This window comes from Paenibacillus sp. M2, from assembly GCF_046713495.1.
In the GTDB taxonomy this organism is placed as follows: Bacteria; Bacillota; Bacilli; order Paenibacillales; family Paenibacillaceae; genus Paenibacillus; species Paenibacillus amylolyticus_B.
Genome location: NZ_CP169648.1, coordinates 1875214 through 1888217 on the forward strand (window position 1 = coordinate 1875214; position 13004 = coordinate 1888217).

13 protein-coding genes are annotated in these 13004 nt (G+C 47.5%); 10 read left to right on the forward strand and 3 right to left on the reverse strand.

The window, feature by feature from the left end; all coding sequences use genetic code 11:
* The 6 genes from ACETMN_RS08660 to ACETMN_RS08685 are packed head-to-tail and all read left to right on the forward strand — an operon-like array spanning window position 1 to window position 7595.
* Complete coding sequence (locus ACETMN_RS08660; RefSeq protein ID WP_091014931.1) at window positions 1-1467, forward strand: NHL repeat-containing protein; 1467 nt, start codon at window positions 1-3, stop codon at window positions 1465-1467.
* On the forward strand, window positions 1448-2068 hold the full coding sequence (locus ACETMN_RS08665) for a YIP1 family protein (RefSeq protein WP_091014929.1): 621 nt from the start codon (window positions 1448-1450) through the stop codon (window positions 2066-2068). Before ACETMN_RS08660 ends, ACETMN_RS08665 begins: the two co-directional genes overlap by 20 nt.
* 14 nt (window positions 2069-2082) lie before the next feature.
* Window positions 2083-4668, forward strand: a complete 2586-nt coding sequence (locus tag ACETMN_RS08670; protein WP_411736021.1) for a DUF5696 domain-containing protein — start codon at window positions 2083-2085, stop codon at window positions 4666-4668.
* Window positions 4665-5564, forward strand: a complete 900-nt coding sequence (locus tag ACETMN_RS08675) for a carbohydrate ABC transporter permease (protein WP_411736022.1) — start codon at window positions 4665-4667, stop codon at window positions 5562-5564. The genes ACETMN_RS08670 and ACETMN_RS08675 overlap by 4 nt, the downstream gene beginning before the upstream one ends.
* Window positions 5565-5592: 28 nt before the next feature.
* Window positions 5593-6603, forward strand: a complete 1011-nt coding sequence (locus ACETMN_RS08680) for a carbohydrate ABC transporter permease (RefSeq protein WP_411736023.1) — start codon at window positions 5593-5595, stop codon at window positions 6601-6603.
* A gap of 29 nt (window positions 6604-6632) precedes the next feature.
* Entirely contained in the window at window positions 6633-7595 is a 963-nt protein-coding gene (locus tag ACETMN_RS08685; RefSeq protein ID WP_366345837.1) for a glycosyl hydrolase, read from the forward strand.
* A 153-nt stretch (window positions 7596-7748) separates the two neighbouring features.
* Here the strand turns inward: ACETMN_RS08685 and ACETMN_RS08690 are convergent, their stop codons facing one another.
* Window positions 7749-8015, reverse strand: a complete 267-nt coding sequence (locus tag ACETMN_RS08690) for a hypothetical protein (RefSeq protein ID WP_210107563.1) — start codon at window positions 8013-8015, stop codon at window positions 7749-7751.
* A 160-nt stretch (window positions 8016-8175) separates the two neighbouring features.
* Here ACETMN_RS08690 and ACETMN_RS08695 point away from each other — a divergent pair, with 160 nt between their 5' ends.
* Complete coding sequence (locus tag ACETMN_RS08695) at window positions 8176-8718, forward strand: hypothetical protein (protein ID WP_411736024.1); 543 nt, start codon at window positions 8176-8178, stop codon at window positions 8716-8718.
* Between the two features lie 109 nt (window positions 8719-8827).
* On the forward strand, window positions 8828-9436 hold the full coding sequence (locus ACETMN_RS08700; RefSeq protein ID WP_411736025.1) for a DUF1349 domain-containing protein: 609 nt from the start codon (window positions 8828-8830) through the stop codon (window positions 9434-9436).
* Between the two features lie 27 nt (window positions 9437-9463).
* Here ACETMN_RS08700 and ACETMN_RS08705 read toward each other — a convergent pair whose 3' ends face one another.
* Together ACETMN_RS08705 and ACETMN_RS08710 are read right to left on the reverse strand one after the other, a co-directional pair.
* Complete coding sequence (locus tag ACETMN_RS08705; protein WP_411736026.1) at window positions 9464-10570, reverse strand: MFS transporter; 1107 nt, start codon at window positions 10568-10570, stop codon at window positions 9464-9466.
* Between the two features lie 88 nt (window positions 10571-10658).
* Window positions 10659-11189 carry a TetR/AcrR family transcriptional regulator gene (locus tag ACETMN_RS08710; RefSeq protein ID WP_105597909.1) on the reverse strand — a complete coding sequence of 177 codons (531 nt, stop codon included), beginning with the start codon at window positions 11187-11189 and terminating at the stop codon, window positions 10659-10661.
* Window positions 11190-11389: 200 nt separating this feature from the next.
* On the opposite strand from ACETMN_RS08710, the gene ACETMN_RS08715 reads away from it, so the two are divergent.
* Both ACETMN_RS08715 and ACETMN_RS08720 read left to right on the forward strand, forming a co-directional pair.
* Window positions 11390-12235 carry an AraC family transcriptional regulator gene (locus ACETMN_RS08715; RefSeq protein WP_105597910.1) on the forward strand — a complete coding sequence of 282 codons (846 nt, stop codon included), beginning with the start codon at window positions 11390-11392 and terminating at the stop codon, window positions 12233-12235.
* A gap of 214 nt (window positions 12236-12449) precedes the next feature.
* Window positions 12450-13001, forward strand: coding sequence for a nucleotidyltransferase family protein (locus ACETMN_RS08720; RefSeq protein ID WP_411736027.1), 552 nt, complete (start codon window positions 12450-12452; stop codon window positions 12999-13001).
* The last annotated feature ends 3 nt before the right edge of the window (window positions 13002-13004 follow it).

Here is a 13004-nt window from a genome sequence, read left to right on the forward strand (position 1 = left end):
ATGGCACGCACAGTGAAAAGATGGCTTGTTCTCCTGGCGGCAGTATCTCTGTTGCTGGTGAATGCCGTGCCTGCGGCGGCCTCCCCGGCGCCGTATGAGAGTTATAACTACAACTACTGGAAAGAGGCTGTTCCTTCACCAGATGCCTATCTGCCCGAGCGCACCATTTCAGGCCGTGACCTCGGCATTAGTGAGTTCAAAGACCCCGGTGATGTGAACGTTTCACCCTCCGGGTTGATCTATATTTTGGATAGCGGCAACAATCGAATCATCGTATTGGACCCAGGCTTTAAGCTGCTGAGTGTAATCGATGGATTCATGATGGAGGGCAGCAAGGAGACCTTTAACCTTCCAGGTGGATTGTTTGTAGATGAAGAAGAACGCATATACGTCGCCGATACGGGTAACGGTCGTGTGGTTGTCCTGGATGGAGAGGGGACGCTGATTCAAACCATTACGAAGCCCGAGTCGGATATCCTGTCGACCCAATTCCAGTTTCAGCCTTTGAAACTAACGGTGGACCATGTAGGCCGAGTGTACGTTGTGGCGCAAGGGGTCTACGAAGGGATTATGCAGTTTGACGAGAGTGGGAAATTTATCGGATACGTCGGTACCAACAAAGTGGAGCGGGACTACGGCGAATATATCTGGCGCATGTTATCCACCAAAGCCCAGCGCGCACAGATGGTCCTGTTTGTCCCGACGGAGTTCTCCAATGCGGATATTGACCACAAAGGATTTGTGTATGCAACGAATATTGATCCCGGCTCGAATGAACCGATCAAACGGCTGAATCCGTCTGGTGAAGATGTGCTGAAGCGGTTTGGTTATTACGACGTCAAAGGTGATATTCGGTTCCGTAACAATCCCGGTCCATCCAAACTGATCGATGTGAAAGTGCTGGGCGACGGCATGTACAGTGTACTGGATGCGACACAGAACCGGGTGTTCACGTACGACGATGAAGGTCATCTGCTCTACATGTACGGTGGCAAAGGAAATCAGGTGGGCACGCTCAAAACACCTGTCGCGATTGAACAATCGGGTGAGCATCACTTGGTTCTGGATCGGGGAAAGAACAACCTTGTTGTCTATGAGCCAACCCGTTTTGGTGCCCGTGTGAATGAAGCGGTGGCCCTCCACTATCGGGGCGAGGACACGGAAGCCGTGAATATATGGAGAGAAGTGCTTAAGCTGAATGCCAACTATGATATTGCCTATATCGGCATCGGCAAGTCCTTATTAATGGAGAAGAAAAACGAGGAAGCGCTAGGTTATTTTGAACTTGGGATGGATCGCAAGAGTTATTCTGTGGCGTTTAAGAGGCATCGGCGGGAGATGATGAAGGAACATTTTGGTACATTCCTGACCGCTGTAATCGCGCTAATTGTCATTCTGATCCTGACCCGTGTGGCGGTTAAATGGAGACGGAGGAGGCAGGTTGATCGTGAAGCAGGATTTCATTAAGTTTCCGCTGCATCTCATTTTTCACCCCATAGATGCATTCTGGGATCTCAAGTCGGATAACCGGGGACGGCTGCTTGTTGCTTTTGCAGCACTCGCGCTTACCATTGTCATGATGATTTTGCAAAAGCAGTATGCAGGATTTCTCGTCAATTACATCGACCCTCGCACGATTAACAGCATCATTGAGATCGCCACAGTTGCGGTACCTTTCTTTCTATGGTGCATGGCCAACTGGGCAGTAACAACCTTGATGGAAGGGGAAGGCAAGTTCAGGGAAATCGTTCTGGCAACAGGTTACTCGCTCATTCCGGTTATTCTGGTCTATGCCCCGATGATCGTGGTTAGCCGGTTCATGGTGCAGGAGGAGACTGCTTTTTATTATCTGTTCAATAGCATCGCGTTTTTCTGGTTTGTACTGCTTCTGTTCATTGGCATGATGACGGTACACCAGTACACGGTGGTTAGAACGATCGTTACGATGGTGCTGACACTCATTGTGATGGGCATTATTGTATTCCTTGGCGCACTGGTCTTCAGCATGCTGCAACAGTTGTACGAATTCGGTTATAACATCTACCGCGAGTTGATTTTTCGGACCTAAAGGAGGCGGCATCCGTGAATAAAAGGCAACGAATATATACGGTGCTGGCTGGTGGTACAGCTGTAATCATGATTGCAGCCGGACTGCTGTATATAAACAACAGGGGCATTCCTGCCGTAGAAGCCGCGGCTTATATGGATGCAACAACCGAAGCCATGCCCGTCACGGAGGACCCGTTGCAGTTTCTTGGCGACTCTTCGCAGGGTGTGCCTGGTATGAAGCTGGTCGCCGAAGATCAGGGTTTGGCCTTGTACTATAACGAGGAGACAACGGAAATCGCAGTACGTAACGGGAAAAGTGGAGAGATCTGGTACAGCAACCCGAAAGAACGGGCGGAGGACAGTCTCGCTTCCGCATATGAAAAAGAGGTCCTGTCCTCCCAGTTGAACGTGTCTTTCCGGGATTCGATGGGCACTTTGGAGAACTTTCCAAATTTCAGTTCGAGTATAAGCAACAAACAATTCACCGCAGGCCAGATCGATCAGGGCATACGGGTCAACTATACACTTGGTGATACATCACTTGGTATTGATGCACTGCCCAAGCTGATCAGCAAGCAGCGACTCGAGGAGAAGGTTCTTTCCAAGCTGGATGCTACTGTCGCAAGATACACGTCTGCGCGTTATTATCCAACCAAGAACAATCCGGATATTCTGGAACGGCTGGATGGACAGATTTCGAAGCAGCTTGTGCTGAACAAGATGTTGAGTGCATTTGAGACGGCAGGTTACACGGCGGACGATCTGGCTTTTGACAATCAGGAGAACGGGGTCGAAGGCGGAGGTGTATCGGATAAGCCCAGCTTCGTGATTCCTGTGGAATACCGACTGGAGAAGGGAGCGCTTGTTGTGAGCGTGCCCCTGAGTCAGATTCAGGAAAGTGGGCAATACCGCATTCGAAATATTGATTTGCTCGCTTATTTTGGTGCTGCGGATACGGAAGGTGAAGGCTACATGCTCGTACCTGACGGTTCGGGTAGCCTGATCCACCTGAACAACGGGAAAACCCAGGAAGAGCAGTATGTACAGCGTGTATATGGGGCAGACCCGAATGATAATTCACTCAGTCGTCCTCAGGTTAGTGAATCCGCGCATATGCCTGTGTTTGGTCTGAAAAACGGGGAGAATGCCTGGTTTGCAGTCATTGAAAAAGGGGATGGCATAGCCAGTATCTCCGCGGATATAGGAGGCAGGCAGAACAGTTACAATCACGTGCATGCGACCTTCTCCCTGCGGGGTGAGGATGAACTGGAGATGTACACCTCGCAGAAAATGCAGGAGATTCAGCTGCTTGGCGAAGAGCCTTACCGCGGAGATATTCAGGTCCGCTATCATTTCCTTCATGGAGAAGATGCCAGTTACTCGGGTATGGCCCGCCTGTATCAACAGCAGTTGATCGAGCAGGATGTACTGAAACCCCTCGTGGAACAGACAGAGTTGCCGTTTTATGTAGATGTGCTTGGTGCAGTGGACAAAAAGGCTTCGTTCCTAAGCGTGCCCTATCGGAGCACTTTAGCTATGACGACGTACGAACAGGCCACCGAAATGGCAGCGAAGTTACAGCAGGAAGGTGTGAACCGTGTACAAATGCGGTATCAGGGATGGTTCGGTGGTGGCATCGGCCATCACACGCCAACCCAGGTGAAGTTGGACAGTGAAGTAGGCAGTCGTTCCGAACTGCAAGCGTTGTCCGCTAAGCTTGAGCAGTCGGGTGGAGCTTTGTTCCCGGATGTGGCTTTCCAGCACATTTATCACGATGATATGCGCTTTGCTCCTTCCTCGGATGCAGCGCGGTTTGTCACCAAGGAGACAGCAGAACTGTATCCGTACAATCCTGCACTTAATCGCATGGATCAGAGTAGGGACAGCTATTATTTGCTCTCAGCGGCCAAGCTTCCTTATGTGGTTAGTGAGTTTGCTGACAAATTCAATCAATTGGATCTCGGCGGGTTATCCCTTCGTGATCTTGGGCAGGTCCTGACTTCAGATTATCGGGATAGTCGGGTGATTCATCGGGAGACGGCGAAGCACATTGTGAAGGAGCAGCTGGGCAAGCTGGAACAGTCCTATCCGAACCTGATGGTATCCGCCGCAAATAGCTACGCTTGGGGTAGTGCACAACATGTTGTGAATGTACCCGCAGGGTCGAGTCGGTTCAATATTACCGATGAAGAAGTTCCTTTTTATGCGATGGTCATTCATGGGTACATGAATTACGCAGCATCTCCGATGAACACGTCGGGGGATCAGGATCTGCGCAAACAGTTGCTGCGAAGCCTGGAGCTTGGGGCCGCTCCGTATTTTCAATGGACCTATGAGCCATCTTCCCGGCTGAAACTTACGAATTATGATTCGGCCTACGCTACCGAGTATAGCTATTGGGTGGATGACGCTGTTGCCTTGTATAAGCAGGCCAATGAAGTGCTGGGAAAACTGGAGAATGAGCAGATCCTGAAGCATGAACGCATCCAGGATGGCGTGGTCCGGATCACTTATACGGGCGGTACATCCATCCTTGTGAATTACAATGCGGACGCAGTAACCGTGGATGGAACAACAGTTGACGGGATTGACTATGTGGTGGAAGGAGTGAACCGATGAGAACCATTCGATTATCGCTGAAGTCACGGAGAGCGCTGCTTGGACTTGCATTTATTTCTCCGTGGTTGCTCGGTTTCATCTTCCTCTTTGCCACGCCGCTCCTGCAATCGATTCGGTTTAGTCTGAGTAATCTGTCCGTTGCTCCGGGCGGGTACGTTCTGGACTTCGTTGGATTTAAAAATTTCAAGGATGCGCTTCTGGTTGATGCTACATACAACCGGATTCTGGTGGATTCCGTAGGAGCAATGCTGCTGAATGTGCCGATGATCCTATTCTTCAGTCTGTTCACGGCTACATTGCTCAACCAGAAGTTCAGAGGCAGAACGATGGCGCGTGCGATCTTTTTCCTGCCGGTTATTCTGGCTTCCAGTGCAGTCGCAGCAGCGGAGTCTGCAGGATTGATCAATCTGATGGGAGATGCAAGTGCGGTCGATGCATCAGCCGATGGCGGGGCTTCGTTCAACGTGGTGTCCATTGTGCGGATGCTGGCGGATGTGGGATTGCCAAGGGCCTATGTGGATTACATTGTAGAAGCCATCATGCGGATCTATGAGATTATTAGCAGCTCAGGTGTTCAGATTTTGATCTTCCTCGCCGCGCTGCAGTCGGTACCTGGATCAATGTATGAGGTTGCGAAGATCGAAGGGGCGACAGCTTATGAATCATTCTGGAAAATTACATTTCCGATGGTCAGTCCGTTGATTCTGACAAATGTCATCTATACAATCATTGATTCATTTGCCGGGAGTCCGGTCACACAGGCCATCTACCAAACGGCATTCAAAACCCAGAACTTTGGCTTAAGCTCGGCGATGTCCTGGCTGTACACGCTGGTGATTGGTCTTGTACTGATCGTAGTGGGCTGGGTACTGTCACGGCGTGTTCATTATAACTGACAGTTCACATTGAGGGAGGCTTCAGATTATGGCTGCATCAGGGACAGATCGCATGGTGGTAGTTCCGAAGCAGAATTACCACATGCAGCGGGTGCGAAACAAGACATCGGACCTTCTCTATTCTATATTCAGATATGCATTGGTCATTGGTATTTCATTTATTATTTTGTATCCGTTATTTCTCAAAGTGTCAGTGGCGTTCAAGGATAAACAGGATATCTACAATCCAACGATCTATATGATTCCTCAGCACGTTACATTGGATAATATCCGGCTTGCGGCACAAGTGATGGATTATCTGCCTTTGCTGGCGAACACCTTATTGTTCGTTACCATTACAACGCTTCTGACAGCCATGTCCTGTGCGCTTGCAGGTTACGGCTTTGCCCGGTTTTCTTTTCCAGGCAGCAATGTGCTCTTTGTCCTGGTCATTCTCACCATTCTGGTGCCCACAAGCACGCTTATGGTGCCGATGTATCTGCATTTCCGCAGCTTTGATTTTATGGGCATGATCCAGTTGTTCACGGGAAAGAATGGCATCAATCTGCTGAATACGTATTGGCCCTCCATGATTACGGCGGCTACGGCAGGTGGGCTAAAGGCAGGGTTGTTCATCTATATTTTCCGTCAGTTCTTCAAGGGTATGCCAAAGGAAATTGAGGAGGCCGCCCTGATTGACGGTGCTGGCGGATTCAAAACATTTGCTCAAATCATGCTGCCCAATGCGATCTCACCGCTGATTACGGTCATTCTGTTCTCATTTGTGTGGCAGTACAACGATACGTTCTATTCGGCATTATTCATGAGTGAAAGTCCACTGATCTCACTGAAGGTGGCTTCCTTACCTGCTCAGGCGAACCAGTTAATCCCACAACTGATGGGCTTTGGTTCGAACTCGGGCATCAAGGCAGATCCGAACTATGTGGCGATGATCGTGGATACAGGCATTTTGCTGGCGATTGCACCACTGATTATTTTGTACTTGTTCGTGCAGCGTTATTTTGTGGAGAGCATTGAGCGCTCGGGGGTCGTGGGTTAACATGGTAAACCTAATTGGAGGTGTTAGCGATGACGGTACGTATGATCAACAGTGCTCCGGTGAATGAAGCAGCGACATCCGAAGCGAGAGAACTAATGGCGTTCCTGGTCGAGCGTTATGGGAAAGGGATGTTGTCAGGTCAGCAGGACTACAGCAATCTGAACTGGATTAATGAAAATACAGGGCGGAAACCAGCTGTGATTGGCTTCGATCTCATGGAATATTCGCCATCAAGAACAGAGCGCGGCGCGGTCTCTCAGGAGATTCGGGATGCCATTGCATGGCACCATCAAGGGGGAATCGTGACGCTATGCTGGCACTGGAATGCACCTGCGAATCTGATCGATGAACCGGGCAAGGAGTGGTGGCGGGGGTTTTATACGGATGCGACTACCTATGATCTGAGTTCAGCGCTGGCTGATACTGAATCGGAAGCATATCAGTTATTGATCCGGGATATCGACGCGATTGCAGTTCACTTGCAAGAGTTGAAGGATGCTGTTGTGCCCGTGTTATTCCGACCGCTGCACGAAGCCGAAGGTGGATGGTTCTGGTGGGGAGCGAAAGGCCCCGAACCTGCCATACAGTTGTATAGGTTGTTGTATAATCGATTAGTGCACGAGCACAAGCTGCACAATCTCATCTGGGTCTGGAACTCGGAAAAACAGGAATGGTATCCAGGGGATGATGTCGTGGACATTGTGAGTGTAGATGTATACCCGGAAGCAGGAGATCACAGTCCGCTGGCAGCACGTTACGCCAACCTGCGTGAGCTTGTGAAGGACAACAAAATCATTGCACTCGCCGAGAACGGCTCCATCCCTGACCCTAAGCAAATGAAGGAACAGGATGTACACTGGAGTTGGTTCTGTACCTGGACAGGTGGATTTCTGAAAGACGGGACGCATAATGAAGTGGCGTTTTTGAAGGAAGTGTATAACAGCGAAGAGATTATCACGTTGGATCAGCTACCGAAATGGAGTTGGTTGTAAGAACGTTACTTCGAACAACTGGTATTGGCATCAAAGAAGTGTGAGTATTCGCTGGAAGATTTAATGCGAATACTCACGCTTCTTTCTGGTGGCGTACATATGTAAATGGAGCTATTCCTTGGAGAAACATAAAAATCCGTTTCGAACCACAATCTAGTTTGCCGGTTGTAGCATATCTCGGATATTGGGATATAAATTCACACTGTTCGTGAATAAGATATATGATTGATTAACCGTACGGATCAGAATCCTCTCGCTTGTGCCATTAACCGGACCGATTCGAATGGCGGATGGTTCGCTGCCACCGTATGTATCATCCAGAGTGACCGATGTGATATGTACAATTGGAATTTCGATTTTGGAGAACTGCCAGCGGATGACCAGTTGATCTTCCATTTTTTTTACGTTAACACCAAACATAGATTGATCTCCTCCTGTTGTAATTCATATCATTGAAGTAATCTCGTATGTCCAGTTTATCATATTTTGGATAAAATTACCTTATTAATAGTAAGGGGCGGCGATTTCTATCAACTGAATTTAAAAGTCCAAATCGATCCTGTTCAAAGGAGGAGAATGTATGCACGACTGGAATGCCTATCATTATTTTGAACAAAGTCTTGGTCCTTTCATAAATCTCTCCAGCCTGTCTGCGGATGAAGCAGAAACAGTTACACAGAAGATCCGTCTTCAGGGAAGGAACTTTGCCAGTCGACGACCCGCAGATTACATGGCAATTCGCAGAACGCTTGAGCAAAGGGCTTATGAACAGTTTGTTGCTAAAGGTGGGAAGCCGCTACAATCATATCCCCATTATCTGACGCTTGGTGCATGCGAATGGCTGTTGTCCTGGTATTCAGAACCCGATCATGTAATCATTCCATGGGATGACCTTCCAGATGCAGTTGTGAGTTTTACCTACGGGGACTTGTTTCCAACAATGAGGTTTGACGATGCTAAACCTTATCGTAAGCAGATTTATACCAAAGATGAAATCATCGAAGTTATTCAGTTCTATGGTTGGCCTCAGGAATGGAACCGTAAAGGTGATAAGGGGCCGGAACGATATATTGAGGTACAGGTCTGGGATGAACGTATTATCCAACCGTACACATGGGTGTAAGATAACGGGGATGGAACTTGATGCTAAACCTACAGGATTAACCATCGTACATACCGAATACAAATAGAGAAATTAGTAAACTTATATTCCAACACAAAGGGTGTGCCACATGACGAATCTATTCGAACATTGTTCAGGTCAAACATTATCTGCCAACCTGGGATGGCTGAACGAGCCAGCAGATTGGTCCATTGAAGACGGCAAAGTAACGATAACCGTTTCGCCAGTCAGTGACTTTTTCATTGATCCGGGAGGTGACCCGGTGAAAGCCTCAGCTCCATTTTTACATACGATAATCAAGGGAGATTTCAGCATCGTCACTCAAGTACAGGTGGATATGAAAGAACAGTATGACTCGGGCTGTCTGATGGTAATGATGGACGATACGAATTGGGCTAAAGTCTGCTTTGAATTTTTTGAAGAACAGCCGTCCATTCTTAGTGTTGTGACCCGTGGTAACTCGGATGATTGTGTATCATCCCCTATAGATGTCAGCAAGCCTTATTTACGTGTAGCCCGCGCAGGCAGCAGCTTTGCTTTCCATTATTCTCAAGATGGTGAGAAGTGGAAGCTGGTACGTTATTTTGGCCTCGATTGCCCCGAAGAGATCAAAGTTGGCATTGTGGCCCAATCCCCAATCGGGCAAGGGACCACAGTTACTTTTGCAGATGTACGGCTTCAACATGGACTGACCGGAAGTGTACGCCGAGTAGAATAAAAAACGATCAGAACGTTGTTCTGTCATTTATTTCACTCGAATTAACAATCCGAACAGGCCGAGTGCAGCAAAGGCCAGAAATGCCGTTGTATTGGAAAACACTTCAATCGTGTAACCTGCCATGGAGGAGCCAAGGAATTGTCCAGCCCCCAGCGCGAGAAAGGCAAGGCTGATCCCAATCGATACATTCGGACTGAATAGTCGCGTTGCCCAAACGATAAATACACTGGTCAGGAAAATATATGTGCTGCCAAATATGATCGCAGAGATCAGGCTTGCTGCCATGGATGGAAGAAGGATTACCCCCAGCGAGATAGCCAATAAAAGGATACCTATCCGGTAGGACCACCCAATCTCAATACGTTCAATAATGCGTCCAGCGCATCCGCCGAGTATCCCCATAACCCCCATCACAATCCAGAACAACACGGCTTCCGAATCGGAGGCCCCTTTCTCGTCCGTGAGGAAGTTTCGGGCAAAGGTCCAGTAGATTGCCGAACTAACGCCTGTTAACAGACAAGCCATCAGAAGAGCAGACCCGGGTCTGGTTGGTTTCATACATGTCCAGAGTGACTTGGTACAAGGCAGTGTCTTGGTTGCCGGAATGACACGTCTGTTCCACAACAGAACGACAACACCGATCACAGCAAACAGGATGTAGGTTAGACGCCAGTAATCCGTGAACAGCCAGTAGAGTGGACCGGATATAACAATTCCGAAGCTGGTCCCTGTGTTAATCCAGCTGTTACCTCTTGCTTGCAGATCCGGTGCAAGTTCGGCATTAACCATGTTACCGAGTGCCGGAGAGGCCCAGCCTGTACTCAAACCAGCTAGAAATACACTAAATGCAAGAACCCATGCATTCTGAGACAGGGCGATGCCGGTTAATCCGAGCACTGCACTGATCCCTGCCAATTGAATGACATAATGATGCCCCTTGCGATTAATCAACAGGGGTGCAGTTAGAAGGGACAGACAATAGGCAATATACGTTCCTGAGTTAATCGCCCCAGAGGCTGCATCATTCAAGTGTAAGGCTTCCGAAATTTCCGGCATAAACAATCCATAACTGAATCTCCCGAATGCATAACATACAGCGATAAGTGCAATGCCTGGGAAGATCATTTTTTTCATTAAATCCACCGCCTTTTAGATAGAACGATCATTATAATTTCATTTAAATAAAAAAGTGAGTTGAACTACTAACTCACCCGGAATAGCATTATTTGAAACTGGTTTGCGTCATATGGATCAATTCACGGCAGACTTCATTTACATTTTCTGTCTCAGCAAGTGCCGTAGAACCTTCCAGCAGCAGGGAAAATCGCAACAGATCTCGATCACTTGCAGCAGGCGCCAATGTTTGGATTAATGTTCTCATATGTCTTTTATGCGCATTCACTGTCTGGACGATGATATGGTCAGTGTGACCTCCGAATTCTTCCTTGGCGCGTAAGAACAAGCACCCTCTTGATTCGTGTTCTTTTAGCCAAGTTACATGTCCTTCAGCCAGATTGAGAAACATGGGTTGCTCTTTATTGTTCGCATATTGCCGGAGCTGTTCCAAATAACGCTGTTCGCGCCGCAGGAGTACTTGGACGATGAGATCATCCTTGGACTCAAAGTGGTTATATAACGTCATGATAGCGATCCCGGCATCCGTGATAATTCGCTTTAAGCCAATGGAATGGAAGCCATGAAGATAGAATAATTCTTCAGCCACGTTCAAAAGCATTTCTTTTTTGCTGCTCATGTCAGTGTTACTCTCCCTTCAGAATAATATAGAACGATCATTATACTCAAAGCTATAGTAAATCGTTTACATTGTCAAATTCTGTGAGATGGCGTTATATGAACTACATCGTTTTGCTTTCACCGGACAAATGAAAGCACAGTATGACAGGTTATTGGGGTGTTTATCCGTTATATTAGACATCAAGGAGTGATTATCACATGAACTGGATCAACGCATTACAGGTCGCTATTCAATATATGGAAGACCACTTGCTTGAAAATATGACGATGGAGCAGATTGCCGCAGAGGCTCATATCTCTCCTTTTTATTTTCAACGTACCTTTTCCTTATTAACTGATATTACTGTAGCCGAGTACATAAGACGCAGACGATTGACTTTGGCGGCACATGAGCTACTTCAGCGTGATGTTAAAATTATCGATTTGGCGCTTAAATATGGTTACGATACACCAGAATCTTTCTCCAAAGCCTTTCGGAGACAACATGGAATCGCACCCAGTGAGGTTCGAAAGAATAGTAACGCTGTCAAATCGTATAATCGTTTGGTTATTCAAGTGAGTCTAAAAGGAGCTGAACCGATGAAATATAGAATCGTTGAACATCCTGAATTTACTATCGTAGGGGTGAAGCAGACTTTCTCATATGTAGATGGAGAGCATCTGCAAGGCATCGGGAAGATGTGGCAGGAAGCGTGGACGAGCGGTACAGAGGATCGTTTGTTTGAACTGAACAACGGGGATATTCCAGGGTTACTTGGCGTCGTTGTGGATCAGAGCGAAATACAGGATAAACAGATGCAATACTGGATTGCTACGGCTTACGATGGTGAGGTACCTGATGGATTTTCAACCTTCACCATGCCTGCTTCCAAATGGAGTGTATTTGAAGTAGAAGGCCCGATGCCGGAGAGCATGCAGCTTCTGTGGAAACAGATTATTGCGGAATGGTTTCCATCCAACCCTTATGAGCACGCATATATGCCGGAGCTGGAAGTATACCCGGGCCCCAATCAACCGCCACAAATCTGGATACCGATTAAATAAATTTTAACCGTTTCAAAGTTGATCATTGTCGCCCATAAACACTCGGATAACCGAAGCTGTTTATGGGTTATTTGGTTGTGATTAATCAGAGATTCGAAGTTGTACAGAGGATGTTCAAGCGTTGTTCATTTTATTGCAGCCAGGTAAACATGATATATTGGAATGAAGGTTAACAGCTATAAGAGGACAATGAGGTAAACCGCAGGAGGCAGATATGTTATATAAGGACCCATTCATTCAGACGATCATCAAACACGAGCAATTAATGCATGATCTGCGGAGAGTCCGAGGTCTCCATCTGCCACAATGTTACATAGGTGCAGGATATATTCGCAATTATATCTGGGATGTTCTGCATGGATATGCTGTTCGCGAGCTGCACAGTGATAATGATGTTGTCTATTATGATGCGTCAGACCTGCGTGAGGAAAGAGACATACAGTTGGAGTGTCAGCTCCGTGAGTTGACAGGCAATGCCAAGTGGTCGGTCAAAAATCAGGCGAGAATGCATCTGCGCAATGGCACAGATCCTTATCTTTCTACTGAAGATGCTCTTCGCTATTGGCCAGAGATTGTGACTGCCATAGCCGTACAGTTGGATGAAGAAGATCGGGTTAACATCTGTGCTCCGCATGGTTTGCATGATCTGTATCACCTTATAGTCCGCAAAAGTTCATTCTTCACGGATGCTGACTATTATAATCAGAGAGTACAGAAGAAGCGCTGGCAGGAACAATGGCCGAAACTAACGATAATAACAGCTTGAATA

Excerpts from the sequence above, each read along its gene's own strand:
- ACETMN_RS08660 (WP_091014931.1), top strand. The coding sequence starts at position 1 with ATGGCACGCACAGTGAAAAGATGGCTTGTTCTCCTGGCGGCAGTATCT.
- ACETMN_RS08705 (WP_411736026.1), bottom strand. The coding sequence starts at position 10,570 with ATGAAAAAAATGATCTTCCCAGGCATTGCACTTATCGCTGTATGTTAT.
- ACETMN_RS08700 (WP_411736025.1), top strand. The coding sequence starts at position 8,828 with ATGACGAATCTATTCGAACATTGTTCAGGTCAAACATTATCTGCCAAC.
- ACETMN_RS08690 (WP_210107563.1), bottom strand. The coding sequence starts at position 8,015 with ATGTTTGGTGTTAACGTAAAAAAAATGGAAGATCAACTGGTCATCCGC.
- ACETMN_RS08695 (WP_411736024.1), top strand. The coding sequence starts at position 8,176 with ATGCACGACTGGAATGCCTATCATTATTTTGAACAAAGTCTTGGTCCT.
- ACETMN_RS08720 (WP_411736027.1), top strand. The coding sequence starts at position 12,450 with ATGTTATATAAGGACCCATTCATTCAGACGATCATCAAACACGAGCAA.
- ACETMN_RS08715 (WP_105597910.1), top strand. The coding sequence starts at position 11,390 with ATGAACTGGATCAACGCATTACAGGTCGCTATTCAATATATGGAAGAC.
- ACETMN_RS08675 (WP_411736022.1), top strand. The coding sequence starts at position 4,665 with ATGAGAACCATTCGATTATCGCTGAAGTCACGGAGAGCGCTGCTTGGA.
- ACETMN_RS08685 (WP_366345837.1), top strand. The coding sequence starts at position 6,633 with ATGACGGTACGTATGATCAACAGTGCTCCGGTGAATGAAGCAGCGACA.
- ACETMN_RS08680 (WP_411736023.1), top strand. The coding sequence starts at position 5,593 with ATGGCTGCATCAGGGACAGATCGCATGGTGGTAGTTCCGAAGCAGAAT.
- ACETMN_RS08710 (WP_105597909.1), bottom strand. The coding sequence starts at position 11,189 with ATGAGCAGCAAAAAAGAAATGCTTTTGAACGTGGCTGAAGAATTATTC.